This window comes from Psychrobacillus lasiicapitis (assembly GCF_006861795.1).
GTDB classification, from domain to species: domain Bacteria; phylum Bacillota; class Bacilli; order Bacillales_A; family Planococcaceae; genus Psychrobacillus; species Psychrobacillus lasiicapitis.
The window spans coordinates 292774-318906 of record NZ_VDGH01000003.1 but is presented as its reverse complement, the minus strand read 5'-3'; the positions used below and the strand labels follow the sequence as shown (position 1 = coordinate 318906).

Here is a 26133-nt window from a genome sequence, read left to right as displayed (position 1 = left end):
TGATGACTGTCAGTAATTTTGTGATGAACTTGGAGGTGAACTTCTATGGAATATAATGATCAACTTAAAAATAGAGTAAAGCGTATGGAAGGGCAACTTCGCGGGATCTTAAAAATGATGGAAGAAAACAAAGATTGTAAAGATGTCATTACCCAGTTGTCGGCTGTTCGCTCAGCAGTAGATCGTACAATAGGTGTGATTGTAAGTTCAAACTTAGTTGAATGTGTTCAAGATGCTGAAAAAAATGGAGAAAAAACGGACGAACTAATTAAAGAAGCTGTCAACTTGCTTGTAAAAAGCAGATGAAACTTAAGGGTTGACATCTTTTTTTTCTTCCGTTAATATACCCGTAGGGGTAACGGTAAAAGAAAAGGAGGAATAAAAATGAATGTTGATAAAGTATTAGATGTAAAAGGATTAGCATGCCCAATGCCAATCGTAAAAAGTAAAATGGCCATAAATGCACTTGAAGAGGGTCAATTACTAGAGGTTCACACAACAGATAAGGGAGCTAAAAATGACTTCCCAGCCTGGGCTAAATCTGGTGGTCATGAGCTTCTGAAACATGAGGAAGAAGATGATGTATTAAAGTTTTGGATTAAAAAGGGCTAATTCTATTTTTTTATACATTTTTATACCCAGAGGGGTAAATAATTTCCGTTAAGGTGGTAACAGATTTGGAATACTTAACTTACATCCTTATCGCTCTTTTCTTAGTTTTCATTTTACAGCGTGCTCTACCAACAAAAGGAGTGAGGCAACTATCAACAACAGATTTAAAAGGAGAGTTAAATAACAGGGAAAAGCAATTTGTGGATGTTCGAACACCTGGTGAATTTAAAGGTAATCATATCAAAGGCTTTAAAAATATTCCTCTTCACCAACTTTCTCAAAAAGCGGATAAGGAACTTTTAAAGGAAAAAGAAGTGATTGTTATTTGCCAAAGTGGAATGAGAAGTCAAAAAGCGACTAAGATATTAAAAAAAATGGGCTTTACTAAAGTAACAAATGTAAAAGGTGGCATAAGCACCTGGAGATAATAGAATAGGGGGTCTTAAAATGAAAGAAATGACTGCAAAAGAAGTGGAGACTTTAATGAATGAAGGAAAGCTATTAAATATAATCGACGTGCGTGAGGTAGATGAAGTAGCAGATGGGAAAATTCCAGGAGCAATAAATATTCCATTAGGATTAGTTGAGTTTCGTATGCATGAATTAGATAAGTCAAAAGAGTATATCATGGTTTGTCGTTCAGGAGGAAGAAGTGGACGTGCAACAGAATTCCTTGAAGATCAAGGTTATAACGTGATCAATATGCAAGGTGGCATGCTTTCTTGGGAAGGCAAGGAAGAGTAAATTTTTTTAGAATTTCATATACCCCTAATGGTATTTAGGTGACGGAAATGAAGGATATTTACAAATAATCGTTAAGGAGAGATTTGAAAATGAATTCAGTAACAGTATATACAACAACACAATGTCCTTATTGTGTTATGTTAAAGAACTTTTTATCCGAACAAAACATTCCTTTTATTGAAGTGAATGTGGAAACACAACCTGAAGTTATGCAACGACTTGTAAAAACAACAGGACAAATGGGAGTGCCACAAACTGAAGTGAATGGTCAATGGATTGTAGGCTTTGATCCAAACAATATTATGATTGCATTAAGAAATGGAGGAAAAATAAATGAATAAAAAAGTAGCAATTATCGCAAGCAATGGTGGATTATTTGATGCATACAAAGTATTTAATATCGCAACTGCAGCTGCTGCAACAGATCAAGAAGTAGCCATTTTCTTCACATTCGAGGGTTTGAACTTAATTCATCAAGAGGCATATCAGCAACTTCCGATGCCAGTAGGAAAAGAGCATTTTGCAGAAGGATTTACTAATGCCAATGTTCCGTCCATACCGGAATTAGTAGCAATGGCAAAAGAGATGGGTGTTACATTCATTGGCTGCCAAATGACTATGGATGTTATGGGATTAGATAAAGAGAACTTTATCGATGGAATTGAAGTAGGCGGAGCTGTTACATTTTTAGAGTTTGCTAAAGACGCGGACGTAACATTGACATTTTAACTTCACTCAGCTGAAATTTTAGGATTCTAGAAATGAAAAGTAATGAAGATTGAGATTAAATATTAATAATTTTAATGGGGGAATGTGAACGATGACAGAGTTGAAAACAAATTTAAATATTGTTTGGCATGGTGGAGCAACAGGGAATGGGACTCTTAAGGCAGATTATCTGGATACAAAAGTTGCTATTCCAATCTCTTTGGGGGGCAGTGGGAACGGGACAGATCCTAAAGAGTTACTAGTTTCTTCAGCCGCAACTTGTTTTATAGCAACGCTTACTTATATGCTTGAAAGCAGAAAGTTACCTGTAGTAGAACATACAATAAATTCCGAGGCAGCGATATCCGATAATGGATTTAACATAACTCACTATCCACAAATCATTTTATCTGCGGATGCAACAGAAATACAAATTCAATCTGCACAAAGAGCAATAGAAGGAGCAGATAAAGGATGCGAAGTCGGAAACTTATTGAAAAAAGCAGGCGTTACTATTGAAGTACAAGGTAAAGTTTCTTTGAAATAAAAGAAAGAAGATGTAACAATCACGTTTTAAATTTTTTTATAAATAAATATACCGTAGGGGGTAAAAATATGACTGTGAATACCATGACTTCAAAAGAGGTAACAAAAAAAGTATTTAACAAAGAAGAGCTATTTATTTTAGATGTTCGGAATGAAAGTGATTTTGCAGACTGGAAAATTGAAGGGGAGAACTTTGATTATTTAAATGTACCATATTTTGAATTACTTGATGGTGTGGAAGGGATTTTGGCTAAAATTCCTTCTGATAAAGATGTACTTGTTGTTTGTGCCAAAGGGCGCTCGTCTATGGTAGTGGCAGAGATGCTTTCAGCGACAGGACTTTCAGTTTCTTCCCTAACGGGTGGAATGAGTACATGGAGTGAACATTTAGAACCTGTAAAAATTGGGGATCTAAAAGATGGGGGAGAAATTTATCAGTTTGTACGAATTGGTAAGGGATGCTTGTCTTATATGATCGTCTCAAACGGTGAGGCTGCCATTGTAGACGCTGCAAGAATGACGAATGTCTATCTGGATTTTGCAAATCGTATTGGGGCAAAAATTACCCATATTTTCGATACGCATTTACATGCCGACCATATTTCTGGTGGGAGACAACTTGCAGAAAAAACAAACGCAATATACTTGCTTCCACCAAAAGACGCTGTGGATGTTACCTTTGAATATGAACCATTAGAAGATGGAGATGTAGTGACAATTGGTAATGCTTTTATAAATATTCATGCGTTATATTCTCCAGGACATACAATTGGATCAACGTCTTTTGTTGTGGACGAAAAGTTCTTATTATCAGGAGATATATTATTTATTGATTCCATTGGAAGACCAGACTTAGCTGGGTTAGCCGAGGACTGGGTGGGAGATCTACGAGAAAGTCTATACACGAGATACAAAGAGTTATCTGGGGAACTAATCGTTCTACCAGCACACTTTATGATTATAGATGAATTAAATGCAGATGGTAGTGTATCTGAAAAGTTAAGTACGCTCTATGAAACAAATCATGGGCTAAACATTGAGGATGAAAATGAATTTAGAAAAATGGTGACTGAAAATTTACCGCCACAGCCAAATGCATATCAAGATATTCGTGAAATGAATATGGGGAAAAAGAGCACTGATGAAGAAACGCAACGTGAAATGGAAATTGGACCAAATCGTTGTGCAATTCGATAAGGAATTTAAAAAGGGAGCTATTGTAGCTTCCCTTTTTAGTAGGAGGTTAAAATGGATATAAGCTTTATTGCTATCATCTTCTTCATAGGATTAATAGGCTCATTTATTTCGGGAATGTTAGGAATAGGTGGATCCATTATTAATTTTCCTATGTTGTTGTATATTCCTTCAGCACTTGGCGTTGCTCATTTTACAGCCCATGAAGTGTCGGGAATAACTGCAATTCAAGTATTTTTTGCGACAATCGGTGGTGTCATTGCCTATCGTAAAGGTGAATTATTAAATAAAAAACTGATTGCTTATATGGGTGTTAGTATTTTAATTGGTAGTTTCATTGGAGGATTTGGCTCCACACAGATTCCTGAAAACGGAATTAATATAGTCTATGGAATTTTAGCGATAATTGCTGCCATCATGATGTTCATACCTAAAAAAGGGCTTGATGACATACCCCTTGAGCAAATAAATTTTAACAAATGGATTGCCGCATTACTTGCCCTAATCGTGGGGGTAGCTGCAGGAATTGTTGGAGCAGGAGGGGCGTTCTTATTAGTGCCCATCATGCTTACTGTATTAAAAATACCAACACGAATGACAATTGCTTCCTCCTTGGCGATAACCCTTATTTCGTCAATTGGTGCCATTAGCGGAAAAGTGTCAACCGGGCAAGTAGAATTCTTACCATCACTTATCATGGTGATTGCAAGTTTAATTGCTGCACCACTTGGGGCTATGACTGGGAAAAAGTTAAATACAAAAGTGTTACAGATAATTTTAGCTGTATTAATATTTGTAACTGCAGTGAAGATTTGGTTAGATATATTATAATGTTGCTGACTTGAACAAACTGCATCAGAAAATTAATACTATGAAAACGAAAGGAGAAGATATGATTACATTAACATCGCTCACTTCAGTAGAAAAGTTTATCGAGGACCATCAATTTAGTTTCTTATACGTATCCAGAACTAATTGTGGCGTATGTCATGTTATATTGCCTCAGTTGAAGGAGTTGTTAAAAGAATTTCCACTCATACAGCTAGGGCATATAAATGCAGACGATGTCGAGGAAATAGCTGGACGTCTTTCGATTTTTACGGTGCCTGCGCTACTTTTATTTGTAGATGGCAAAGAAATTATAAGGGAAGCCCGATTTGTTCAAATGCAATCTTTACAAGATAGGATAGGTAAAATTTATAACATGATTGTTCACGAAACAGACTGATGTTGATTCATTCACTTCGCGATTATAGTTTGGAAAGGATGACATAAGATGAATCATTGGAATGCACGTTTTCAAACAGAGGATTATGTTTATGGTAAGGAACCAAATGTCTTCTTGAAAGAATTTCAACATAAATTAAATGTTTCTGGTAATGCTTTGGCCATAGCTGAAGGGGAAGGGCGAAATGCAGTTTACTTAGCAGAACAGGGAATGAACGTTACAGCTTGGGATTATGCGGAATCTGGACTTCAGAAAACAAATAAGCTTGCGAAAGAACGGGATGTAGCTGTCTCGACCAAACTGGTAGATTTAAACGAAGCAAACTGGAGTGAAGCTAAATGGGATGAAATTGTATGCATTTTTGGTCACTTTCCGACCGAGCTTCGAAAGAAAACCCTTCAAGGTGTCAAGGAGGCTTTAAAGCCCGGTGGATATTTCCTGACAGAGGTTTATTCACATTACCAGATTCCTTATCAAAGTGGTGGACCGCAAGAACTGGATTTTCTATACAAACCAGAGGAGTTTTTGAAAGACTTTGCTGACTGGCGCATAGTTCACTTTTTCATGGGAGAGGTTGTCCGTCATGAAGGTGAAAAACATAATGGATTATCACATGTAATTCAATTTGTTGGGCAGAAACCGAAGGATCAACAAAATTAAAGCATATCTAATCTATTATAAAGGACGACTCTGAAACATGAATTAGAGTCGTTTTTTTATGGTTTAGAAGATTATTAGCTCTATGATTTGTCGACCAGTATAGGGGAACTGTGAGGTAAGGTGTGTTATTAGGAGTTTACTATGACTTTCGCTTCAAGCGGACGCTTTCCGCCGGCATGGCTTCAATCTCCTCGTCGCTAAAGCTCCTGCGGGATGAGTGAGACAGATAAGCCATCACATCGTACGCGTTGCGTCGGTGATGGCTTATCGCTCACCCCGCGGAAAGCGTCTGCCCTGAAGCGGAAATCCCAGCGGACACTTCATTCAACTCACTACCACGCAGTTTCCCTATTATATGCGACACTCCACTATTATTGCTCATTTCCATTTGCCATATCGTCTATTTCCTTCATTTACTTGAAGTAAGGTTTATTGTCACCCATGATATATACTTTGCTAGAGAAGCTGCCGATAGGGGAATGTTTCTAAATCAAGGCATGATTATAAAAGAATATCCCTTAAAGTTACATTTTCTATTATTCTACTACTGTTGGATGAGCAGGCAAGGTAGATACCTGTTTTTTAATTAGTCTCCTTTGTATGTATAACTCTGCAATAACAATATTGGGAATCCAAGCTAACCAAGCGATAATAGCATAACTAAGTTCGAAACGCTCTAAACCTAATACTAACATGAACAAAGGTAGCCAAATACGGAGTGTGACTGCTGCAAAGGTTAAGGAGTAATTACGGATCATCCACTGTTGGTGGTCGTTCACTCGATTAGCTTTTATTCTAGCAAGTGCTTGATAGGCAGAAACCAACCAAAATACTGACAAGGAACCAAAACCTAGCTTTCCAGCTAATCCTCCTGTAGCGTAAAACGCTAGATAAAGACCGGAAATACCGCCGAATAGAATACCAAGCATATACAGCTTTCCTATTCGTTTATGACGAATAATACTTTTTTCTCTAAATGTTGCAGATAAAGTAAAAGGACCAATCGCTAATGCTACAATGCTCCCTGCAATATGGATAAATAGCATAACGTACCAGAATGTACTCAATTTAGAAAGCGACATTAACTTCATCTGAACGAGCCCTGCATGATCCACTCCAATAATAAAATACTGAACAACGGCATAACCGGCTACTCCAATTGCTAAAAAAGTAAAAATATATCCACTTATTTTATTCATTCTGTTATCTCTCCGTTATTAGTAAAATTTAAGATGTACTTCTGCTTTTTGGCATAAATATACTATGAACAGAAGATTACGTCAATGCTCCGGAATTTAAAAGAGGTCATAATGATGAGTGTAAGTGGCATTTTTTCTCTGCCGATAAATATTAAAATTATAAGAGAATAAGAATATTATATAATTTTTATGTATTTTTATGCTAAAATAGTTACAAACGGACGTATGAAGGGAACAAATTTGGAAGAAGTGTATCTTTTGAGTTTATTTTTTACGTATTTACTAGCAGGGCTTGCGATTGCAATGCCTGTAGGAGCAATGACGGTTGAAATGACGAAGCAAGGTTTGAAAAATGGGTTCTTGCATGGGTGGGCTGTAGGACTAGGTGGGATGACCATCGACTTCCTATTGATTATTGCATTATATATGGGTCTTGCTTCTGTGCTTGCCGAGCCTTTTATTCAAATACCCATGTGGCTTATTGGTGCAGGCTTTTTGGCATATTTAGGCTATGAATCTATTAAAAATGCGGATCAGGGCATTACATTGGCTGGTGATAAACCAACGAAATCATTTTTTAGCTCGTATCGTAATGGTTTGCTTGTAGCTGTTTCACCAGGAAACCTGGTGTTTTGGATTTCCGTCTTTGGAGCAGTGCTTGCCGATTCTTACGATACAACACAGCCGGCCACATTTTTAATCGTTGGAGCTGGTATTTTAGCTGGTATCTTGCTTCATGATGTTGGATTACTTGCTATTGTTTCAGTTACAAGAAAAGTAATGAATCAAACAATGATAAAATGGGTTTCCATCATTGCTGGATTAATATTAATTGGTTTTGCTGGATACTTTTTATATGAGTTTGTATTGGCGATAAAAGGAGTAATATAGTTTGCTATTAGAAATGCTGATGCAATGTAAAGATTAATCGATGAACGAATAAGTGCCAGTCAATCACATGTTAAAGAATGTGAGTGACTGGCACTGTTCATTATTCAATCTGCTTCTCGTGCTTTTTGCGTATCTCTTACATTTTTCTGAACTGTTATTGCTGCAAATATGCTAAGAACAAAAGCCATAGCATAAAATCCTTTTTCGCTTAAAACAATACTTCCTGCATTGTATAAGCCGATACCCATCAATAAAATAGAAATAATAATTGCAACCCAGCTAATTCCATAATAAATATTCGTAACTGGGATTCCTTCTTCTTTATCTCTTACTGCTTTTTGTAAAGATACAGATGCATAGAGTCCAAATATTAAAATTGCAAAGTAATAGCCTTTTTCATTCAATTCCATTGCGGCATTGAACAAACCTATTAGATAAGCAGAGATTCCTATTATCAGCGCTGCCACAGAAGCCCCTTTGAAAGCGGAAGTAGGTTCACCATCTTTTCTTTCCATTTTCGGTTTTGGGACGTTTTGTTTTTCCTTATCAAATAATCCTTCATGATCATTAGTCATTGAATGTTTCCCTCCTTTATAACCATCATATCCAAACGACTATTAAACGGCAACGTTTTTTGAATAGTCCATCCTTTCTAAATAAACGATTCGATTGATTTAAAGAAAAAGAAACAGATGTGTTCAGTGAACTGTATCCTGTTAGAAAATCGAGCCAGTTGAAACAATGAAAGAGGGGATAAAGGTGTAATTTAAATATTATATGCACAAAAGAAAAATCCTATTTCCCTTTACAGGAAATAGGATTAATCACTTTATTAACAGATGTATATTTATTCTTGTGGTTTATGTGCAATAATTACTAGCTTCCCTTTATCGAGCTCCATTTCTGCAGCTGCCGCTTCTTCTTTTGATAATCCGGTTGCCTCCATTTTGTTACGGAGTTCATCTCCACGGGAAGTGAAAATGTTTTTCATGGAATCCAGAAGACCTTGTTCTTTTAAACCAACATCTTTTGTATCTAAAGCATCGTTAATATCGTCGGCTCTTTCTTTGAAATGGGCGAAAATATGAATATGGTCTTTAGAATAACCTTGTGATTCCAGAGTCTCAATTTCTTGTTTTGCTTGTAAGGCATTTTCTACTGTTAATTTGACTGTCATTATAATTCCTCCATTTGTTGTTTTATTTGTGATATATCTATCTTTACCCTTCCGGAAGTGATTTAAACAAAAGTGAAAATTCTGTAGAATCAAAAAGTGTGAAAGAATATAATGACTTTGATATGCTTAAAAGAAAATAGAATGGAAGAAGTTCATATGAATAATAAAATAGAACAGATAGCAAGTTTTAAGGCGGCAATGGGCAATTACCCTACAGGTGTAACGGTTGTAACAGCATTTAACCAAGAGGGGAAACCGATGGGACTGACAGTTAACTCGTTTGCATCGGTCTCCTTAGAACCACTACTTATTTTATGGTCAATTGATAAGCGAGTGTACTCGTATGAAGAATTTTTAAAAGTAGACAAATTTACCGTGAATATTTTAGCTTCTGATCAGAGTGATTTATGTACGCTATTTTCTAGCAGAGTAGAAGATCGCTTCAGCCAATGTGACTGGGAAAAGTCGGAACTGAATTTGCCAGTTCTTGCGGATACATTAGCTACTTTACAATGTAAAGTATTTAGCCAAATCGATGCAGGAGATCACACGACCATTATTGGTGAAGTGCTGGATATCCAAAATGAAGATAAAGAACCGCTTCTTTATCATCGAAGAACTATTGGAGCTATACCGGAAGAATTTTATAATTAAGTGCCAAAAAAGATGTTTTCTATTTTAGAAGGCATCTTTTTTTGCTATCGATAGGCAAAACTATCCATTTTACCTTCGAGAAGATTCTATCATAGTTATGCAAATTTCCATCGTAAAAATTCAGAATATATGACATAATCAGAATGAACAGGTTTCCAATAATTTCAGAAAAGAGGTTTTCGGATGGGACGAGTTGTACATTTTGAAATTCATGTGGATGAGATGGACAGAGCTAAGCAATTTTACGGTGAAGTTTTCGGCTGGCAATTTGAAGACTGGAGTGACTTTGCAGGAACACCTTATTTTGGAGCTATTACAGGAGATAAAGAGGAAAGGGGAATTGATGGTGCCTTAATGCAACGTAGGACACCATCACCTGAAAGTGGACAAAGTGTAAATGCATTTGTTTGCACAATGCAGGTGGAAGATTATGATTCTACAGAAGCAGCAATTTTAGCTCAAGGCGGTACAATTTCTGTTCCCAAACATGCGTTGCCTGGAATGGCATGGCAAGGATATTTTATCGATTCTGAAGGGAATATTATTGGAATTCACCAACCAGACGAAAATGCCAAATAAGTGAATGATGCCAGGAACCATACTATTATAAAGTTTGGTTCCTGGCATTTATTTTTATTCAAAATCTAATTTATAATCATTTGCTTTAATCAGTTTTAACTTTCGAGAGAAGACATAGATGAGACCGATATTTAATAGAATCGGGAGTATTAAAAAGGTACTTAACATGATGGTGATATTTTCTAAAGTCCATCCGCCATCCGCTAAGTTTATGTAATTTAAAGGTCCAACTAATCCGGATATGCCGAACCCAGCACTATAAGGTGTTCCTTGGATGTTAAGTACTCCTGCGAGTGCACCTAGTATTGCTGCACTAATTAGCATAGGAAAAGCAATCTTTGGTTTCATAAAGAAGTTTCTCATTTGAATTTTCGGAGAACCGAGCACATGTGCAAGAGCGGTTCCAAGGCTATTTGCTTTGTAGCTTGCAATGGCCAAACCAAACCCAGTTGCAACAATACCTAGATTTGCGGCACCAGATCCAATACCAGAGAGCATAATAACTGTAGCAACTCCAACAGTAGAAATAGGGGATAGGATAATGAGACTAAAAACTACTGCAATAATGGCACCCATTAAAACTGGCTGTAGTGTTGTAAGATGTGCAATGCCTTGACCTAGTAAACCTGTGGATTTTTTCATAAATGGTAATAGTAAATATCCAATCATCCCCGGAACTAAAATAGTTAAAGTAGGAATAACTAGAATGGAATATTCTCTTAATCGGTCACCGACTAGTTTGACAAATAAAACTGCTAGTGCAGCAGTAATTCCCGTGTTAATAACAATTCCAATACCTTGAAGTGCAAATAAGCCATCTGCTGTTTTTTGAACCGCACCACTACCGACCATCGCTGCAATACCAACGCTAGCTGTTTGAATGGGTGTTAGTTCAAACTTAATCCCAACCATAACGCCAATCATTACCGGCAATAAACTCATAACAAACACAGTGATATCAAACAAATGCTGTAAAGCTGGAACGTGAGGGATTATTAACTTTAAAATTTCCCCTAACAATGCATTGGGGATCAATGCTACTACAATCCCAATGCTCATCCCGGTTAATAACTTATTGAAAAATTCTTTCACGTTACTAATCTCCATTTCTATTATGTATATTGTTGTTCATTATAGGGAGTATTCAGAAAACATTCAATATACTTTAACGCTTTAAAGTGAGAGTGTAAGAAATGACATCAAGAATATATTATATTTAGGTGTATTTATGTGATTGAAAACAAAATAACTCCCTTTGAACATTTTATTGTTTAAAGGGAGTTATTTGTAAAAGTTAATTTATTCACCAACATAAAAAAGTTTAAACATGATTTCTCTTTGTGGGACTTGAAGGGTCTCAAATCTTTGTAGAAAAGCTTTTTTATCATATGGTGCATGATGAATTTGAATAATTGGCTGCTTCAGTTTTGCAAAGTCAATAATCGCGTAAGGAGCCGTACTTCCTTTTGAAACACCTAGTGCACCTGGGTTTACATAAATTTGATGTTCATTTTTAAAAAGATGTTCAGGATGATTGTGTCCAAAACAAATAATATCAGCAGGGTAATGGGCGAACATTTTCTCCATATTATGTAGAGTTGGCTCTAGTATACTGTGAAAAGGCTCGTCTTTAATATGGGCGTTACGCTTATTTAATTCAATATGATAGTGAATTCCAATGGTGCGCGTCTCATTAATTTCTTTTTCAATGATTCGTGGCAATCGCCTTAGCTTAGTCTCATTTTCAGCAGATAATTGCTTTGCGACCCATTCGTGGTGTTCGCGTGTGTGTTTATAGGTTTCCGGATGTCCCTCGCCTCCGATGAGTGACAGGATGGCTTCATCATGGTTTCCTGTAATCATTCGAATGTTTGGACGGGAAAATAGTAAATCTAACACTTCATTCGTGTCTGGACCCATGGCAATCATATCGCCAAGGCACCAAATTTCTTCTATATCTCCACGTACGTCTAATTCCTTCAAAACTGCTTTAAGTGCTAGTTCGTTTCCATGAATATCTGTCAGTATAGCAATTTTCACATGTATTCACTCCGTTCAAGGGAATAATTTATCCTTATCATCATGAGCAGCATTTCTTTTTCGTTTCACTATTTTAGATAAATAAAATAAGAGGATCGCTACTGCGATAATAATCCAAATAATATATTCATCCCAGTTGGCGGACAGTATTCCTGCAGGTATGAGAGCGAGAATAAAGAAATAAATAAAATTACCGATAGAGGTTGCGAGTAAATAAGGAAGCAATCGGATTGTGCTTAGCCCTGCAACGATATTGACTAAACTCGTAGGGACAAAGGGAAAGATTCTTGCCTGAAATACATAAGCAAATCCATTTGCATCGATTTTTTCTATCAGCTTTGTATTAAATTTTTCTGCAATAACCTCTTGAAAAATATAGCGCGCTCCATAATACACAAGTAATGAGGCAAGTACACCCGTTAACCAGCTCCATATAAAACCATTGATAAACCCAAATAGCGTCATATTAATCGTAATCACAAGAATTAATGGAAAAATAGTAAAAGAGTTTTGAATAAGCATAACTAAAAACATGAAAAATAAAGCATATCCCATATTTTTATTTAAAAACTGTCGAATTGCTTCTACGTCACCGTTCCAAAGTAACATGATTAACTCTCTATTCAATATAAAAAATAAGCCGAAAAGGAACAATCCACACCATAATAACCATTGTCTTTTTGTTAGATTATTTAATATAGTTTTCATAAGTCACCGTGCTTTCTATACAATGTACGGTTCAAAGAGAATTATTATTCAATAGTACCATGATTTTGTAAAATCTAAAGTAAATTGCTAAGCTAAGAATAATAGAGATAAATCTTAATGGGAATAGAGGGAATGCTATGGAATTTAAGGGGTCAAGTGCATACGATCAAGCAGAGTTTTTCAAGAATTATATGAAAAGAAGGGGCAGACTGGATAGCCCAAACAATGCAATAGAGGGTCCAATCATCTATGAACTGATGGATGATTTTATGGAAAAGAAAGTATTAGATTTAGGCTGTGGGGATGCTGCGTTCGGGAAAGAATTATTAGAAAAGGGTGCTAAGCATTATTTAGGAATAGAAGGTTCGGAACAAATGGTAGCCGCTGCAAAAGAGAATCTATTTAATAGGAACGGGGTTATCCATTTCGGCACAATGGAATCTTTTCATTTTCCTGTAAATGAATTTGATATCATTACTTCTCGATTTGCTATTCATTATATAGAAGATATTCAAAAACTGTTTAACCATGTACACGATGCATTAAGTGATCATGGAAGGTTTATATTTAGTGTGCAACATCCGCTCACAACGTCCTCATTTGTTAGTAAGCAGGCCGGGGACAAACGGGGGAATTGGGTAGTGGACGATTATTTTCTGGCAGGAGAGCGAAAAGAACCATGGATAGACAAAGTAGTTGTTAAATACCACAGGACAATCGAACAATATTTTACCGCACTAAAAAATGCAGGTTTCTCCGTGTTGGATTTACGAGAAGGCACTCCAAAGCGAGCCCATTTTAATAGCGAAGAGGAATATGAAAGAAGACTCAGGATTCCTGTCGTTTTAGCATTTTCTTGTTTGAAAGCATAAGCGAAGAGGGAATCGTATCAGTGAGATGAATGAAAGGCAGGTACCCAACTCAAACTGAATGCAAAAGGAGTGTTTTCATTGATTCCACTAGAAGAAGCGATTAAAGATTATGCCTTACCATATGAAAACAATGAAGATTTAACACCGATCTTGGAAGCAATTGGAGATGCTAAAATTGTTTTATTAGGAGAAGCAAGCCATGGAACTTCCGAGTTTTATACAGCCCGAGCGGAGTTGTCGAAACGGTTAATAGAAGAGAAAGGATTCACTCTTATTGCGGTGGAAGGAGACTGGCCGTCTACTCAGCATATTAATAGGTATATAAAAGGCTATAAAGAAGGCCCTGAGAATGTGCAACAAGCATTTAAAGCCTTTAAACGCTTTCCGACATGGATGTGGGCAAATGAAGAAATCGCTGAGTTTGTTACATGGTTAAAAAATTACAACGATCTAAAAGAAGAGAAGGTGGGATTCTACGGAATTGACGTGTATAGTCTATGGGAATCACTTGATGAAGTAATCAATTATTTGAGTAGGACTAACCCCCAAGGGACGGATCTAGCGTTTGCCAAAAAAGCCTTCTCTTGTTTCGAGCCATTTAACCGTCATCCTGAAACCTATGCATTTTCTTCCGTCAATATCTCAGATGCATGTGTTGATGAAGTATCTAAGCTGTTAACTTCTATTCGGGCTCACGAAGACAAGTACAAAGATGCCGAAGAAACAGATTTAAATTTAAAGATAAATGCAATGGTCGCTAGAAATGCAGAAGAATACTACCGTGCGATGGTACGAAGTGATGAGTTGTCATGGAATGTTCGGGACGAGCATATGGTCGAGGCAATCAATGAAATTATGGACTACCATGGAAAAGATGCGAAAATAATCATTTGGGAACATAACACACATATTGGGGATGCATCTGCAACCGATATGGAAGCAGCGGGCATGGTAAATGTCGGTCAAATTTTGCGTTTGCAAAATAGAAAAGAAAATGTATTTGCTATTGGCTTTGGTACGCATAGAGGTACGGTTATCGCCTCGAACGAATGGGGACTCCCCTATAAGGAAATAGAAGTACCTCCAGCAAGAAAAGAATCATGGGAAGCTGCATTACATAATGCTGGTGCGTATGACAAGCTGTTAATATTCAATGAAGAAAATCGATCCATATTCAATAATTGGATTGGACACCGCGCCATAGGGGTAGTGTATCATCCTGAATTTGAGGCTTACGGCAATTATGTCCCATCTAAAATTGGCAGTCGTTATGATGCGTTTATCTATATGGATCAAACAAAGGCACTTTCGCCGATCCCAATGTAAGATTTGGAAATCAAAAAAGGCGCTCGCAGATTACTGGAGCACCTTTGCTTTCTAATAGAGTAATTTTAATACCAGTTGCTTAATTGTCTCTTTCAAATCTTTTTGAATAGCTTCTTTTTCAAGTAAGAAGTAGGTTGATTTCAGGAAGTTTTTAAATGCAAGATTCGCGTAATAGGGTTGTAATGCCCCATCGGCCTTTGCTTCTTTATAAACCAGGAATTGATGAAGCTCTAGTAACCAATTCGTGATTTCTGTTTCCTGAAGCTGATGCTTTGTTAGCGTTACAAAAGAATAGGATAAGCGTTCTTCTTCGTCATCCTGGTAACCATTAGCGATTGTGATAAATCGAGCGATATGTTGTAGCACTTTTCGTGCATCATGTTCAGTTGCTAATGGATGTTTGATCACTGAATCTAACAAATCTGCTCCATGTGCTACTGCATGGGCCCATCCTTTCCGAGCTACATGACCTCTTAGATCATTCTCTCTTGTCATATAGTCATGAGTAGTATCTATTACTTTTCTTACTAGATCCTCATCTACTACTTGTTTGCTCGAATCGTATTCTAATATGGCAGCGTATACAAGTGAAGTGAACGATCGTGTAAACACAAAGTCGGACGAAGATTGTTCGATATTCTTTACTAGTAATTCATTTTCTAGTAGCTTCTTTAAAATATATTCCAGCTGCTGTTTATTTAGATGATCTTTAATAATTAACGTCCCAAAAGCAGTGTATATTAATTTATCTCTTAAAATAGGGTCTGTTGAACCGATATTTTCAATCATGTCATCTAAAATATCAAGTGATACAAGTTTCAAATCATCTACTATAATACATTTTAATATATCTTCAAACTTCGTCATTTTTTTCTCCCTTTCATAATCCAAGATATAAGTACCAGCACTGCACCGACTCCTTTTGACCTTCTAATAAGTGATCTAACATTTCCATTAAAACTTCTTCCGACTGTTGTTCCGATAGGCTGAGTTTCGTTCGTATATAAAGCAATAAATTCGAGTAGTACTTTTCATTTTCCTCTGTAAGCAAATTTCTTTTTTGATTTTTTGTGCAATTAATTCACTTCCGAAATGACTATTAGTGCTTCCTTTCCTTCTGAGTTAACGAGTAATACTTTCGGTTTGGTCCAGATTGGGAAGGCATCATTTCGCCAATAATAAGTCTATTTTTTTGCAATCGTAATAAAACCGGATAAATTGTTCCTTCGCTAACCTCTGCTAAACCAATGTCCTGTAAACTACGGGATAATTCATATCCATAAACAGGTTCTTTTTCAATAACGGCAAGTACGCATCCATCTAAAATTCCTTTTAGCAGCTGACTTCTAATTGACATAAATAATCCTCCTAGCAACTATATTGCTTAACAAGATAGTGTTCTAAGAAAGGAACTACTTGTTAAGCAAAGTAGTAAGTTTGAGTATAATATAGAAAGAAATTTAATGTCACCTAGGCAATTAGAACGCATTTTCGAAAAGTTTATAAATCAACTTATTTTCTGACAATTAAGTGTTAGAATACAAATAACTACATAATTCAACATGGGAGGTACATAGTGAACGTTTGGAGAAAAATTTTAGTTAGTTTCGTTGCTCTTTTGATGATCAGTAGTAGCGCATTTATACCTTTAGAAGAAGATTCCAATGTAGAGGCAGCCACTTCTTATGCAAACTTACAAAATAAGCTAAATAATATAATGGCAGATAGTAGGATGAAAAACGCTACCTCTAGTGTGACAGTTCGAAAAGCATCCACTGGAGAAGTTCTTTATCAATATAATGGAGACAAAGAAATTACTCCTGCTTCTTCACTAAAGCTGCTGACAGGAGCTGCTGCTCTAGAAAATCTTGGAGAGAACTATCGCTTTTCAACTATTGTATTAACTGACGGCAAGTTGAAAAATGGAACACTAAATGGCAATTTGTATGTAAAGGGTCAAGGGGATCCGACTTTATTGAAAAACCACTTTGACAATTTTGCGAGTAGTTTAGCAAAGCAGGGGATCAAAAGGGTTTCTGGTAATTTAGTCGGTGACGATACATGGTACGATAATGTTCGCTTATCTGCAGGGATATTAGCAGAGGACGAGCCCTATTATTATGCAGCGCCAATTTCTGCACTAACACTTTCGCCTAACGGAGATTTCGATGCAGGCTCTGTCATTGTGGAAGCAAAGCCGGGAACAAACGGGAAAGCGACTAAAGTATCGATGTCACCTATTACAAGCGTTTTAAAAATTGTAAATAACTCCAAAACAGTTCCTAAAGGAAGCAAAAATACATTAAAAATTACGCGACAAGTGGGGACCAATAAAGTTATTATCAGTGGAAACTCACCAATTGGTACTTCCGGGGTAAAAGAATGGATATCCGTCACTAATCCAACTATTTATGCGCTAGATATTTTCAAAAGATCACTCGCGGAAAAAGGTATTACCTTTGCGACATCTTCTAAAGTTATAGAAGGAAAAACTCCTAAAAATGCAAAGGTGTTAGTGTCACGCAAGTCCATGCCATTGAAAGAATTAATCATTCCTTTTATGAAACTAAGCAATAATACGCATGCAGAAATGTTAGCCAAAGAAATGGGTAAAGTTAAATATGGAGAAGGCAGCTGGGATGCAGGTTTACTGGTCATGCATGAGTATGCAGCCTCAGTTGGATTGGACGTAACAAAGTGGAAATTTGAAGATGCATCTGGTATGTCTTATTCAAATAAAGTTAGTTCTAGCCAGCTGTCGCAGTTATTGTATGTTGTTCGCAAAGAGCCTTGGTACAATACGTATTATAAAAGTCTCCCGATTGCAGGAGTATCCGACCGATTTGTAGGAGGAACACTCCGTAATCGATTGAAATCAGCTCCGGCCAAGGGAAATATACAAGCAAAAACAGGCAGTCTCGAAAATATTAAATCACTTTCAGGGTATGCTAAAACGAAAAACGGAGAAACGCTTATATTCACGGTACTAACCGAGAAAAACAAAACAAGCACAATTCCGGTTATAGACCAACTTGCAACGACAATCACTAATTATAAATAACTAAAAGAAAAGAAATTCGACTGATATTACAGAGGGGTTACCGGTGCCTAGCACCATTACCACTTCTGTAATATTTTTGATTTGGAGATTGTTTATGAAATGGGCGTCATGTACTATAATTACGTAAGTAGCGAGGTGAAAGAAATGGCACGTGAACGAAAATATACAGATGAGGATTTGTTCCAAGCGACGAAACAAATGATTATTGCGGATGGGTATGAAGCATTTACTTTCAGTAAATTAGCATCGGTCTTAAATGTATCAAGAGGAAGTATATATAAGTATTATGAAAATAAGGATGAGTTAATATCTGAATTTCTTATGTATGAGATGAATAGGTTTCTAAAGAAATTTAATGACCTTGATAAGTCAGGGGATTTCCAAACGCAATTTGATCTTATAATTGATTTCATCTTCGAACAGAGCAATATACATCAAGTAGTAGAAATCATCCCCCAAATTCCCATTAGTACAACAAAAAGGGTGGAAGATAACAAATCCAAGCTAAGTGAATACTATGTGGATATGTATGAACAATTTCAAGGTTTTATTGAATTGGGAAGGCAAGAAAATGTGATTAAAAATCATATTCCTACTGCAGTTCTACTAGGTATGATTTTTCAAACGATTGCAATCCCAAACCATTTTGGAATACCGCAAGCGGAATGGGTTTCTTCTATCAAAGAAATACTAAGTCATGGGATGTTCGAAAAATGATAATTGACATAACTGTCACCTTTGCACATAATGAAAAGGATAGTTATGTTTTTTTTATTAAAAGTGACACTAGTGTCACTTAAAAAGGTTATGGAGGGAGAAAAATGAAAAAAGCTTTACGTCATGTTACAGATTTTGTAGCTAAAAAGAGTGGAATGTGGACGACACTAGGAATCTGGTTAGCTATTACAGTTCTTTTAACTGTTTTTGCACCAAGTGCAAGCGAATATAAAGTATCTAGTGTAGATTCATTACCGGAGGATGCAAAATCAGTTATAGCTCAAAAGAATATCGACGAACATTTTAAAGACGCGGAAAGTATTCCAGGAATCCTTGTTCTACAATCGGAAGAAGGGGAAATAAATGTGGAAGCGCTTGGATTGGCTTTAGACAAAGTAAGCTCTGCTAATATAAATGGATTAAAAGAAATGATTTCATTTAGCAGCTTGCCACCTCAAGCACTTGCAGGTTTTTTCTCAGAGGATAAAAATACAGTTGTTATTCCTTTTAGTTTTGATCCATCTTTAGAAACAGATGAACTAGAAGCTAGTTTGGAAGCAACCAAAAAAATAGTAACTGATGAAACAGGTTCTACTGTTTATATGACTGGTCCCGCTGGAATTGCTGTAGATACGACCAACTTGTTTTCTAGAGCAGATGTTGTTTTATTGTTATCGACGGTAGGAATTATATTGATCCTGTTAATGGTAATTTATCGTTCTCCTTTATTAGCATTGATTCCGCTTTTGGCAGCTGCAATTGTGTATCAAGTTGTAAATCAGTTGCTCGGAATTTTAGGGGCAAATGGATTGGAATTAGCTAGTCAATCGGTTTCCATTATGTCCATTCTTTTATTTGCCGCAACAATCGATTACTCGTTATTTGTATTCTCTCGTTACAGAGAAGAATTGAAGAACTATGAACAAAAATTTGATGCGATGAAGTGGGCGATGCGCGAGACCGGAATTCCAGTGTTTTTTGCAGGAGGTACAGTATTTGTTGCAATGCTTGTGCTCTTTTTCGCTAACTTTGGAGATTATAAAAACTTTGCTCCAATCTTTGGTACTACGATGTTCGTCATTATGTTTGCTTCGGTAACGTTAATCCCAGCTTTATTTACTTTATTCGGACGTAAGTCATTCTGGCCTCGTATTCCAAAATACGAAGAGCAAGAAGTAAAAGCAAGCTCGTTATGGAATAAGATCGGTTCGTTCGTTGTGAACAAACCACTTATTGCTGCTTTTTCTATATTAATCATATTAGTAGTTTCAGCGTTGAATATGTTCAACATGAAATATGAGTTTGATACGATCAAGTCCTTCCCGGATGATATGCCTTCTCGAGAAGGATATGAAATAATTGAAGAGAAATTTGAAAAAGGGGATCTCGCCCCAACGACCGTTTTGTTTGAATCTGCTAGTGAAATTACAGAAGACGTTGAAGCAAGTGTAATGGAACAGTTGTCTAAACAAGAATTAGTTAGTTCTGTTCGTCCAACAGGAGTTTCAGAAGATGGTCTTGCGGTTCAATATCAATTAACGTTTGGAGAAAGTCCGTATTCCGAGAAATCGATGGACGCGCTCGAAGAAATGGTAAGGAATGCTGAGAACATTGTAAAAGCTAGCAACGCTGAAGGGGAGCTGTTCTTCGCTGGTGAAACGGCTATTAAAGTAGATGATCGTTCGGTAAACGATCGAGACTTAATCGTCATCGTGTTACTTGAAACTCTCTTGATTTTCACCTTGTTAATCGTTTTAACGAGATCGTTAAAAATGCCGATTTATATGATGGGAACGATATTATTATCTTTCTTAGCGGCACTTGGTCTTGGAATGTTTTTATCGAATCTATTCTTCGATATAGATACCATAAGTAATCGAGTTCCTCTGTATTCATTTGTCTTCCTAGTAGCGCTGGGAATTGATTATAATATTATTTTAATTTCGAGGTTTTTAGAAGAACGTAAAAAGCACCATGTAAAAGAAGCGGTTCAAATTGCAGTAACAAATACAGGAGGGGTTATTTCTTCAGCAGGTATTCTATTGGCCGCAACTTTTGCCGTGCTAATGACGCAGCCGATTCAGCTCCTTTTTGTCTTCGGTTTCATCGTCGCTGTTGGTATTATATTAGATACTTTCCTCATTAGAGGTATTCTTCTGCCAGCTTTAATCGTTCTATTTGAAAAAGATAAAAACTAAAAACATAACAGTATTCTTACTTATGCTAGCCGCTTGTAAGAATACTGTTATAAAAATTTGCTGTATTATAACGAGGAATAGGTTAGTTTTTCAAGCTCATACTTGTTATTTCTAGTAGCTCTGATATAGTAACGAACTCATATCCCTGAGCTTGTAGTTTTGGAAGGATTTCTTCCAGTGCCTTTACCGTTTGAGAGCGATCTCCACCCGCATCGTGAAACAGTACAATATTGCCTGGTTTGGCACCGGATAGAACGGTCGATACAATTTTATCCACACCTGGAGATTTCCAATCTTCGGTATCTTGATGCCATGACCACATCACTACTCTGTAGCCGTTTTCTACAGCTGTATTGATGATTCCATCATCATAAGTTCCTCCTACAGGACGATAATACAGCGGATAAGTACCAGTTATATCATGGATGATTTCATTTGTCTTTTTTAATTCATCTTCTAGTTTTTCAGGGGTGATTTTATATGGATGAGTATACGTATGATTGGCTATTTCATGACCTTCTTGTCCCATCTTCAGAATTATATCAGGCATGTTTTCAGCGCGTTCACCAATCACAAAAAATGTAGCTTTAGCATCGTATTGCGCTAGTAAATCCAAAATTTGCGTAGTATAGGTAGAGTGGGGTCCATCGTCAAAGGTGAGGGCAATAACTTTTTCCTCCGTCTGAATGTCCCAAAGCACATAACCCCTCTGTTCATAATACGGTCTCCCTTTATCCATTGCGGAGGATGCATAAGCGATACAAAATATCAAAATAATAAATAATCCAATCTTCCATACTAAAGACTTCATAAATAATTCCTCCTAGTTCAACTACAGTGAGGGAAGTTTTTTTCGTTGTAATTATTGTTCACTTATACAGACAGATTATACAGTAGCTTTTCCTTTAGACAATTTAAGCTTACCTATAAATTATCCAAAATTTTAGTATAGTCAGAGGGTTATAAGCTGCTATATAATACAAATAACTATATGAAGTAATTGGAAATGGAGTAATAATTATTAATGTACATACTAATAGTTATATTAGCTGGGACGATTAGCCTCTTTTTATGTTTGTATGCTCATTTAAAGCTCAAGGAAGCACCTGGAGCACTACCCTATTTTTTTGTAACATTATTATCGACCATCTTTACATTTTCTTATGCCTTCGAACTAGCAAGTACATCCTTGGAGCAAGTGCAATTTTGGTTAAGAATGGAGTATCTTGCCTTACCTTTTATACCGGTCTTCGTTTTAATTATGTGTGTTGAATATGTGGGACAAAAGCTGAAGCAGTGGATCTATTATGTACTTTTTATGATACCGATCATGACTATTTTTATGCTCAACACAAACAATCTTCACCATTTGTATTACGTCTCCATGCAGCTAAATAATGAGGGACCGTCTCCAATTTTAGAATTAGAATATGGTCCTTGGTTTTATATTCATTCCATTTTTGTTTTCTTGTGTCTGATGATAGCAATTATTGTGTTGTTGAGGCAATTGAAAAAATCTCAATTTAGATTCCGAATGCAAGTCTTGTTAATGGTAACTGGGCTTATGATTCCTATTCTAGCGAGCTGTTTATATTTAAACGATTTAACTCCATATGGAATCGATCTTGGACCTGTGTCTATGAGTATTACATTTATTTTTCACGGTGTTGCGCTTTTATCCTTTCAAATGTTTCATGTATCGCCGATTGTGAGAGATAAAGTATTTGAAAGTATGAAAGAAGGAGTTATTGTATTAAATCAAAATGGAGCGATAGTCGATTACAATAAGGCCATTTTAAAAGTAATCCCCAATTTAAATTACCGAGCCATTGGAAAGATGTTAATGGATATACTTGGTAATGAGAGCGCGCTTGCTGAAATTATGGAAGTAGGCAAAGAATGTGACTATAAAATATGTATAGCAGATAAAATTACTTATTTTCATATAAGTTTTTCACCCATCCAAAATAGGCGGAAGATACATCTGGGAAAGATTATAACCTTCGCTGATGTAACCGAAAGAGTAAATCTACAGGAAAAGCTAAAGCAATTAGCAAGTATGGATGGTTTAACCCAGGTGCTTAATCGAACTTTTTTCATGAAAAAAGCGGAGATGATAATAGACAATCTTGAAATGACTGGAGGGAATGTATCCGTTATTATGTTCGATATTGATCATTTTAAAAAAGTGAATGATACATTTGGTCATGAGGCAGGAGACATTGTATTAACCCAAGTGACAAGCATTGCAAAAGAAAGCTTAAGAGCCACAGATTTAATAGGACGATATGGCGGTGAAGAGTTCATCTTATGTATGCCGCATACCTCTTTACTTGAGGCGCACGAAGTAGCTGATCTTATACGAGAAAAAGTATTTGCAAATCGTACGAGTATTAATGGGAAAGAAATTTGTATAACTTCAAGCTTCGGTATTTCAAACGCATTCATTGAAACAGGGGATAATAGGGTACTGTTACAAATGCTTATTAGACAGGCAGATCAGGCTCTGTATAAAGCAAAAGACAATGGTAGAAACTGTGTTCACCTTTATAGACAAAAAGAATTCTCCTTACCATTCGAACAATGAAAATACTTGTTAGCTGGGATTAACTTTACTATTGTGTTTTTTATGTATGGTAAAATGTAAAAGCGTTACTGGAACTTACGTGCCAGTAACGCTTTTGTGATGATAAGAGCTAAAATAATATGTTTTTAGAATATCTTTTTTCGGTCTCTTTCTTCTTTTAAAATTTCCACAGATTCTCTAAATCGTAGGGAGTGGATATTTTCTCTTTCTCTTAAAAATCTGAGTGCATCACTTACACCCGGGTCATCTGATATGTCGATTAGCCATTGATAAGTTGCACGTGCTTTTTCTTCGGCAGCAATATCTTCATATAAATCGGCAATCGGATCTCCTTTAGATTGAATGTAGGTTGCTGTAAAAGGAACACCACCAGCATTTTCATAGAAAAGTGAATGTCCATGATTGACAAAATGTGCTCCAAGCCCTGCTTTTTCTAACTGCTCAGGTGTGGCATCTTTCGTCAACTTGTAAATCATCGTGGCAAGCATTTCAAGATGAGAAAACTCTTCTGTTGAAATATCGGTTAAAACACCAATAACTTTGTCAGGAACAGTGTATCGCTGGTTCATATACCGGAGAGCGGCCGCAAGTTCCCCATCAGCTCCTCCATATTGTTCCATGAGATACTTTGCAAGCATTGGATTACAAGTGGTTACTTCTACGGGGTAAAGCAACTTTTTTTCATACACCCACATTCCAGATTCTCCTTTCTCATCTTTGCCATGGCCACGGCGTAGAGTTCCAGTGCCATCCTACCTCGATTGCTTGTGCAGAAGGAACAGATAGAAGAGAAAGGGGTCCGAATCTTGATTCGTATTGCCTTCTGACCTTTGCTGCTTCTTTTATTGCTTCTCGCCATTGTTGAATTGCTTCCATATCATTGGGATGTGTATCTATATATAGGGTAAGTTCTACGACTACGAAATCGGCTTGTTGTACTTTTTTAAGTAACTGCCATTCTTCTTCCTGTGGACTCATGAAATTCCCTCCTCGCGATAAAACCCATCCACAAATTGTGGCCAAAGTGAACCCTGTTTAAGGGCTTCTTCCGGTGAATTCTGTGGAAGACCAGGCTTTTGGAAATTTGTAAAAAGCTGAGGTGGCAAAACAAAAGTTTTTTCTAAAATAGGCGGACATGGATCCCGTGGAGATACATACGGTCTATAAGTTCCTCGGAATTGCGATTGATTCAAACCAAATCACTCCTTCAGACTATCCTATGAAGATAGCGCCTAAATGATACTGGAGGACAACTTGTTCTTGGGAATTTGTGTAGAGATGAAAAAAAAGCCTTCTTGCTCATGCGAAATAAAAGAAGGCTTTTTATTGAATTATATTCCAAGGAAAAATAATACAAAAGGAATAGTGAAAATACTAATAATGGTTGTAATAAATGTCGTGAAAGATACAAGATCTGGTTCTGTGCCAAATTGAAGCGCGAGAAGTGTTGTATTCGCGGCAGTTGGCATGGCTGCTTGTATGATAAAGACCGTTTTGATCAGATCATTCAGTGGCATAAAATATACGACTAGTGCTGCAATAACAGGGGAAATTACCATTCGAATAATAGTCGCAACCGATACATATCGATAAGCAACCTTTTTCCTTGAAATAACGGCTAGCTGCATACCAAGAACGAGCATTACCGTTGGGATAGACGCATCCGCCACTAGTCCAATCCCATCCATGATCGATTTTGGAACTGAAGCACCGACTAATTGCAAAAGGATTCCTAAGGTTGCTGCATAAATGAGCGGCATGCGGATGACCCTTTGTAAAGATTGACGCCACGATGCCTTTTCTTCCCCACCTAAAGAAGCAAAGAAAATTCCGAATGTATTGATGAATAAACCATGTAATACCATAATGATAACAGCATAATCAAAACCCACGGCACCTAAAGCAAAAAGAACAACTGGAGCTCCGTAGTTACCGCTATTGGGAAAGGCAGCACCTAGCATTAACGCCGCAAATTGAGGACGAGAAGATTTCATCATACGTGCAGTTAACCATACGAAAAGGAAAAGTCCGAATATGAGAAGGACACAAGCTAACACCATATAAAAGTAATCAATGGTTAACGCATGCGTATAAAATGTGCGAAAAGCTAAAAAAGGAGACATAAGATAAAGAGCCGCGGTCGAAATAGACTTAATATCAAACCCTATTAATCTCTGTCCAATAAACCCAATAAAAAAGATAATAAAAACAGGTAAAATAATTAACAATAAATCCACAAAACTCACCTCATCAACAAATTACAAGTCTGTTATAGATAGCGAGCATCCATAACAAAACACTTTTATCCCGCATTAACGGGCAGTAAGACTCCCACTTCAAGATTGAAGAAAAGCGAAAAGATAAGTGGGAGATCAACTGTCCGTAAAAGCCCGATTGGTTCAACTAACAATCAGTGGGGGATGAAAAAACCC

Annotated in this window: 32 protein-coding genes and 2 pseudogenes; 20 read left to right on the top strand and 14 right to left on the bottom strand. The window is 36.7% G+C overall.

All coding sequences use genetic code 11. The annotated features are described in order from the left end of the window. Positions 1-45: 45 nt before the first annotated feature. From FG382_RS06585 to FG382_RS06535, 11 genes are all read left to right on the top strand, one after another. Entirely contained in the window at positions 46-306 is a 261-nt protein-coding gene (locus FG382_RS06585) for a metal-sensitive transcriptional regulator (RefSeq protein ID WP_142538109.1), read from the top strand. Between the two features lie 78 nt (positions 307-384). After that, positions 385-612, top strand: a complete 228-nt coding sequence (locus FG382_RS06580; protein ID WP_142538108.1) for a sulfurtransferase TusA family protein — start codon at positions 385-387, stop codon at positions 610-612. Between the two features lie 65 nt (positions 613-677). Beyond that, positions 678-1040 carry a rhodanese-like domain-containing protein gene (locus FG382_RS06575; protein WP_142538107.1) on the top strand — a complete coding sequence of 121 codons (363 nt, stop codon included), beginning with the start codon at positions 678-680 and terminating at the stop codon, positions 1038-1040. 19 nt (positions 1041-1059) lie between these two features. After that, on the top strand, positions 1060-1356 hold the full coding sequence (locus FG382_RS06570; protein ID WP_142538106.1) for a rhodanese-like domain-containing protein: 297 nt from the start codon (positions 1060-1062) through the stop codon (positions 1354-1356). A gap of 89 nt (positions 1357-1445) precedes the next feature. Continuing rightward, entirely contained in the window at positions 1446-1697 is a 252-nt protein-coding gene (locus tag FG382_RS06565) for a glutaredoxin family protein (RefSeq protein ID WP_142538105.1), read from the top strand. After that, complete coding sequence (locus FG382_RS06560) at positions 1690-2085, top strand: DsrE/DsrF/DrsH-like family protein (protein WP_142538104.1); 396 nt, start codon at positions 1690-1692, stop codon at positions 2083-2085. The genes FG382_RS06565 and FG382_RS06560 overlap by 8 nt, the downstream gene beginning before the upstream one ends. Before the next feature lie 91 nt (positions 2086-2176). Beyond that, the gene (locus FG382_RS06555; protein ID WP_142538103.1) at positions 2177-2611 is read left to right on the top strand and encodes an OsmC family protein; all 435 of its coding nucleotides are present in this window, start codon (positions 2177-2179) and stop codon (positions 2609-2611) included. A 68-nt stretch (positions 2612-2679) separates the two neighbouring features. Next, on the top strand, positions 2680-3807 hold the full coding sequence (locus tag FG382_RS06550) for an MBL fold metallo-hydrolase (protein ID WP_142538102.1): 1128 nt from the start codon (positions 2680-2682) through the stop codon (positions 3805-3807). A 51-nt stretch (positions 3808-3858) separates the two neighbouring features. Beyond that, the gene (locus FG382_RS06545) at positions 3859-4635 is read left to right on the top strand and encodes a sulfite exporter TauE/SafE family protein (protein WP_142538101.1); all 777 of its coding nucleotides are present in this window, start codon (positions 3859-3861) and stop codon (positions 4633-4635) included. A 40-nt stretch (positions 4636-4675) separates the two neighbouring features. Further along, the gene (locus tag FG382_RS06540; protein ID WP_229677285.1) at positions 4676-5032 is read left to right on the top strand and encodes a thioredoxin family protein; all 357 of its coding nucleotides are present in this window, start codon (positions 4676-4678) and stop codon (positions 5030-5032) included. Between the two features lie 48 nt (positions 5033-5080). Then, positions 5081-5692, top strand: coding sequence for an SAM-dependent methyltransferase (locus FG382_RS06535; protein ID WP_142538100.1), 612 nt, complete (start codon positions 5081-5083; stop codon positions 5690-5692). A gap of 536 nt (positions 5693-6228) precedes the next feature. Here FG382_RS06535 and FG382_RS06530 read toward each other — a convergent pair. Continuing rightward, the gene (locus tag FG382_RS06530) at positions 6229-6891 is read right to left on the bottom strand and encodes a DUF2306 domain-containing protein (RefSeq protein WP_142538099.1); all 663 of its coding nucleotides are present in this window, start codon (positions 6889-6891) and stop codon (positions 6229-6231) included. A 258-nt stretch (positions 6892-7149) separates the two neighbouring features. On the opposite strand from FG382_RS06530, the gene FG382_RS06525 reads away from it, so the two are divergent. Then, positions 7150-7782, top strand: coding sequence for a LysE family translocator (locus FG382_RS06525; protein WP_142538098.1), 633 nt, complete (start codon positions 7150-7152; stop codon positions 7780-7782). 104 nt (positions 7783-7886) lie between these two features. Here FG382_RS06525 and yiaA read toward each other — a convergent pair whose 3' ends face one another. Both yiaA and FG382_RS06515 read right to left on the bottom strand, forming a co-directional pair. Beyond that, positions 7887-8357 (bottom strand): inner membrane protein YiaA, encoded by a 471-nt coding sequence (gene yiaA / locus FG382_RS06520; protein ID WP_142538097.1) that lies wholly within the window; start codon positions 8355-8357, stop codon positions 7887-7889. Positions 8358-8629: 272 nt separating this feature from the next. Beyond that, positions 8630-8959, bottom strand: coding sequence for a YflT domain-containing protein (locus tag FG382_RS06515; RefSeq protein ID WP_142538096.1), 330 nt, complete (start codon positions 8957-8959; stop codon positions 8630-8632). Between the two features lie 156 nt (positions 8960-9115). Here FG382_RS06515 and FG382_RS06510 point away from each other — a divergent pair, with 156 nt between their 5' ends. After that, positions 9116-9613, top strand: a complete 498-nt coding sequence (locus FG382_RS06510) for a flavin reductase family protein (protein ID WP_142538095.1) — start codon at positions 9116-9118, stop codon at positions 9611-9613. Positions 9614-9796: 183 nt separating this feature from the next. Continuing rightward, positions 9797-10192: a VOC family protein gene (locus FG382_RS06505; RefSeq protein ID WP_142538094.1), complete on the top strand. Its 396-nt coding sequence runs from the start codon at positions 9797-9799 to the stop codon at positions 10190-10192. Between the two features lie 54 nt (positions 10193-10246). On the opposite strand, the gene FG382_RS06500 is transcribed toward FG382_RS06505, so the two are convergent. From FG382_RS06500 to FG382_RS06490, 3 genes are all read right to left on the bottom strand, one after another. Then, the gene (locus tag FG382_RS06500; RefSeq protein ID WP_142538093.1) at positions 10247-11284 is read right to left on the bottom strand and encodes a PTS sugar transporter subunit IIC; all 1038 of its coding nucleotides are present in this window, start codon (positions 11282-11284) and stop codon (positions 10247-10249) included. Positions 11285-11491: 207 nt separating this feature from the next. Next, the gene (locus FG382_RS06495; protein WP_142538092.1) at positions 11492-12232 is read right to left on the bottom strand and encodes a metallophosphoesterase family protein; all 741 of its coding nucleotides are present in this window, start codon (positions 12230-12232) and stop codon (positions 11492-11494) included. Between the two features lie 15 nt (positions 12233-12247). Further along, the gene (locus tag FG382_RS06490; protein ID WP_142538091.1) at positions 12248-12940 is read right to left on the bottom strand and encodes a TVP38/TMEM64 family protein; all 693 of its coding nucleotides are present in this window, start codon (positions 12938-12940) and stop codon (positions 12248-12250) included. A 137-nt stretch (positions 12941-13077) separates the two neighbouring features. Here FG382_RS06490 and FG382_RS06485 point away from each other — a divergent pair, with 137 nt between their 5' ends. Then, positions 13078-13812, top strand: a complete 735-nt coding sequence (locus tag FG382_RS06485) for a class I SAM-dependent DNA methyltransferase (protein WP_142538090.1) — start codon at positions 13078-13080, stop codon at positions 13810-13812. Between the two features lie 78 nt (positions 13813-13890). Continuing rightward, positions 13891-15138: an erythromycin esterase family protein gene (locus FG382_RS06480; protein WP_142538089.1), complete on the top strand. Its 1248-nt coding sequence runs from the start codon at positions 13891-13893 to the stop codon at positions 15136-15138. Positions 15139-15189: 51 nt separating this feature from the next. Here the strand turns inward: FG382_RS06480 and FG382_RS06475 are convergent, their stop codons facing one another. From FG382_RS06475 to FG382_RS06465, 3 genes and pseudogenes are all read right to left on the bottom strand, one after another. Beyond that, on the bottom strand, positions 15190-16005 hold the full coding sequence (locus tag FG382_RS06475; protein WP_142538088.1) for a DUF2785 domain-containing protein: 816 nt from the start codon (positions 16003-16005) through the stop codon (positions 15190-15192). 49 nt (positions 16006-16054) lie between these two features. After that, a pseudogene (locus FG382_RS23190) lies at positions 16055-16219 on the bottom strand (DUF1129 family protein); the annotation flags it as partial. 33 nt (positions 16220-16252) lie between these two features. Further along, a pseudogene (locus FG382_RS06465) lies at positions 16253-16495 on the bottom strand (PadR family transcriptional regulator); the annotation flags it as partial. A gap of 219 nt (positions 16496-16714) precedes the next feature. On the opposite strand from FG382_RS06465, the gene dacB reads away from it, so the two are divergent. The 3 genes from dacB to FG382_RS06450 all read left to right on the top strand — a co-directional run bounded on the left by dacB (position 16715) and on the right by FG382_RS06450 (position 21114). Beyond that, on the top strand, positions 16715-18199 hold the full coding sequence (gene dacB, locus FG382_RS06460; protein WP_142538086.1) for a D-alanyl-D-alanine carboxypeptidase/D-alanyl-D-alanine endopeptidase: 1485 nt from the start codon (positions 16715-16717) through the stop codon (positions 18197-18199). Between the two features lie 144 nt (positions 18200-18343). Continuing rightward, positions 18344-18916, top strand: a complete 573-nt coding sequence (locus FG382_RS06455; protein ID WP_142538230.1) for a TetR/AcrR family transcriptional regulator — start codon at positions 18344-18346, stop codon at positions 18914-18916. A gap of 104 nt (positions 18917-19020) precedes the next feature. Then, on the top strand, positions 19021-21114 hold the full coding sequence (locus FG382_RS06450) for an MMPL family transporter (protein ID WP_142538085.1): 2094 nt from the start codon (positions 19021-19023) through the stop codon (positions 21112-21114). Positions 21115-21196: 82 nt separating this feature from the next. Here the strand turns inward: FG382_RS06450 and FG382_RS06445 are convergent, their stop codons facing one another. Continuing rightward, a complete protein-coding gene (locus tag FG382_RS06445) occupies positions 21197-21925 on the bottom strand; it encodes a polysaccharide deacetylase family protein (RefSeq protein ID WP_142538084.1) in 729 nt (242 codons plus the stop codon). Positions 21926-22138: 213 nt separating this feature from the next. Here FG382_RS06445 and FG382_RS06440 point away from each other — a divergent pair, with 213 nt between their 5' ends. Beyond that, positions 22139-23701, top strand: a complete 1563-nt coding sequence (locus FG382_RS06440; protein ID WP_142538083.1) for a histidine kinase N-terminal 7TM domain-containing diguanylate cyclase — start codon at positions 22139-22141, stop codon at positions 23699-23701. A gap of 125 nt (positions 23702-23826) precedes the next feature. On the opposite strand, the gene FG382_RS06435 is transcribed toward FG382_RS06440, so the two are convergent. The 4 genes from FG382_RS06435 to FG382_RS06420 form a co-directional block, all read right to left on the bottom strand. After that, positions 23827-24396 (bottom strand): manganese catalase family protein, encoded by a 570-nt coding sequence (locus FG382_RS06435; RefSeq protein WP_142538082.1) that lies wholly within the window; start codon positions 24394-24396, stop codon positions 23827-23829. A gap of 16 nt (positions 24397-24412) precedes the next feature. Continuing rightward, positions 24413-24679 carry a spore coat protein CotJB gene (locus tag FG382_RS06430; protein ID WP_142538081.1) on the bottom strand — a complete coding sequence of 89 codons (267 nt, stop codon included), beginning with the start codon at positions 24677-24679 and terminating at the stop codon, positions 24413-24415. After that, a complete protein-coding gene (locus tag FG382_RS06425) occupies positions 24676-24894 on the bottom strand; it encodes a spore coat associated protein CotJA (protein ID WP_142538080.1) in 219 nt (72 codons plus the stop codon). Before FG382_RS06425 ends, FG382_RS06430 begins: the two co-directional genes overlap by 4 nt. A 138-nt stretch (positions 24895-25032) precedes the next feature. Next, entirely contained in the window at positions 25033-25938 is a 906-nt protein-coding gene (locus FG382_RS06420) for an AEC family transporter (RefSeq protein ID WP_142538079.1), read from the bottom strand. Between the last annotated feature and the right edge of the window lie 195 nt (positions 25939-26133).

What these genes read in the sequence shown, in the direction of transcription:
- FG382_RS06580 (WP_142538108.1), top strand. Translation starts at nt 385, where the DNA reads ATGAATGTTGATAAAGTATTAGATGTAAAAGGATTAGCATGCCCAATG.
- FG382_RS06565 (WP_142538105.1), top strand. Translation starts at nt 1,446, where the DNA reads ATGAATTCAGTAACAGTATATACAACAACACAATGTCCTTATTGTGTT.
- FG382_RS06510 (WP_142538095.1), top strand. Translation starts at nt 9,116, where the DNA reads ATGAATAATAAAATAGAACAGATAGCAAGTTTTAAGGCGGCAATGGGC.
- FG382_RS06475 (WP_142538088.1), bottom strand. Translation starts at nt 16,005, where the DNA reads ATGACGAAGTTTGAAGATATATTAAAATGTATTATAGTAGATGATTTG.
- FG382_RS06585 (WP_142538109.1), top strand. Translation starts at nt 46, where the DNA reads ATGGAATATAATGATCAACTTAAAAATAGAGTAAAGCGTATGGAAGGG.
- FG382_RS06490 (WP_142538091.1), bottom strand. Translation starts at nt 12,940, where the DNA reads ATGAAAACTATATTAAATAATCTAACAAAAAGACAATGGTTATTATGG.
- FG382_RS06545 (WP_142538101.1), top strand. Translation starts at nt 3,859, where the DNA reads ATGGATATAAGCTTTATTGCTATCATCTTCTTCATAGGATTAATAGGC.
- FG382_RS06440 (WP_142538083.1), top strand. Translation starts at nt 22,139, where the DNA reads ATGTACATACTAATAGTTATATTAGCTGGGACGATTAGCCTCTTTTTA.
- FG382_RS06535 (WP_142538100.1), top strand. Translation starts at nt 5,081, where the DNA reads ATGAATCATTGGAATGCACGTTTTCAAACAGAGGATTATGTTTATGGT.
- FG382_RS06540 (WP_229677285.1), top strand. Translation starts at nt 4,676, where the DNA reads ATGAAAACGAAAGGAGAAGATATGATTACATTAACATCGCTCACTTCA.
- FG382_RS06505 (WP_142538094.1), top strand. Translation starts at nt 9,797, where the DNA reads ATGGGACGAGTTGTACATTTTGAAATTCATGTGGATGAGATGGACAGA.
- FG382_RS06515 (WP_142538096.1), bottom strand. Translation starts at nt 8,959, where the DNA reads ATGACAGTCAAATTAACAGTAGAAAATGCCTTACAAGCAAAACAAGAA.
- FG382_RS06435 (WP_142538082.1), bottom strand. Translation starts at nt 24,396, where the DNA reads ATGTGGGTGTATGAAAAAAAGTTGCTTTACCCCGTAGAAGTAACCACT.
- FG382_RS06450 (WP_142538085.1), top strand. Translation starts at nt 19,021, where the DNA reads ATGAAAAAAGCTTTACGTCATGTTACAGATTTTGTAGCTAAAAAGAGT.
- FG382_RS06550 (WP_142538102.1), top strand. Translation starts at nt 2,680, where the DNA reads ATGACTGTGAATACCATGACTTCAAAAGAGGTAACAAAAAAAGTATTT.
- FG382_RS06560 (WP_142538104.1), top strand. Translation starts at nt 1,690, where the DNA reads ATGAATAAAAAAGTAGCAATTATCGCAAGCAATGGTGGATTATTTGAT.
- yiaA (WP_142538097.1), bottom strand. Translation starts at nt 8,357, where the DNA reads ATGACTAATGATCATGAAGGATTATTTGATAAGGAAAAACAAAACGTC.
- FG382_RS06555 (WP_142538103.1), top strand. Translation starts at nt 2,177, where the DNA reads ATGACAGAGTTGAAAACAAATTTAAATATTGTTTGGCATGGTGGAGCA.
- FG382_RS06485 (WP_142538090.1), top strand. Translation starts at nt 13,078, where the DNA reads ATGGAATTTAAGGGGTCAAGTGCATACGATCAAGCAGAGTTTTTCAAG.
- FG382_RS06570 (WP_142538106.1), top strand. Translation starts at nt 1,060, where the DNA reads ATGAAAGAAATGACTGCAAAAGAAGTGGAGACTTTAATGAATGAAGGA.
- FG382_RS06445 (WP_142538084.1), bottom strand. Translation starts at nt 21,925, where the DNA reads ATGAAGTCTTTAGTATGGAAGATTGGATTATTTATTATTTTGATATTT.
- FG382_RS06530 (WP_142538099.1), bottom strand. Translation starts at nt 6,891, where the DNA reads ATGAATAAAATAAGTGGATATATTTTTACTTTTTTAGCAATTGGAGTA.
- FG382_RS06430 (WP_142538081.1), bottom strand. Translation starts at nt 24,679, where the DNA reads ATGAGTCCACAGGAAGAAGAATGGCAGTTACTTAAAAAAGTACAACAA.
- FG382_RS06455 (WP_142538230.1), top strand. Translation starts at nt 18,344, where the DNA reads ATGGCACGTGAACGAAAATATACAGATGAGGATTTGTTCCAAGCGACG.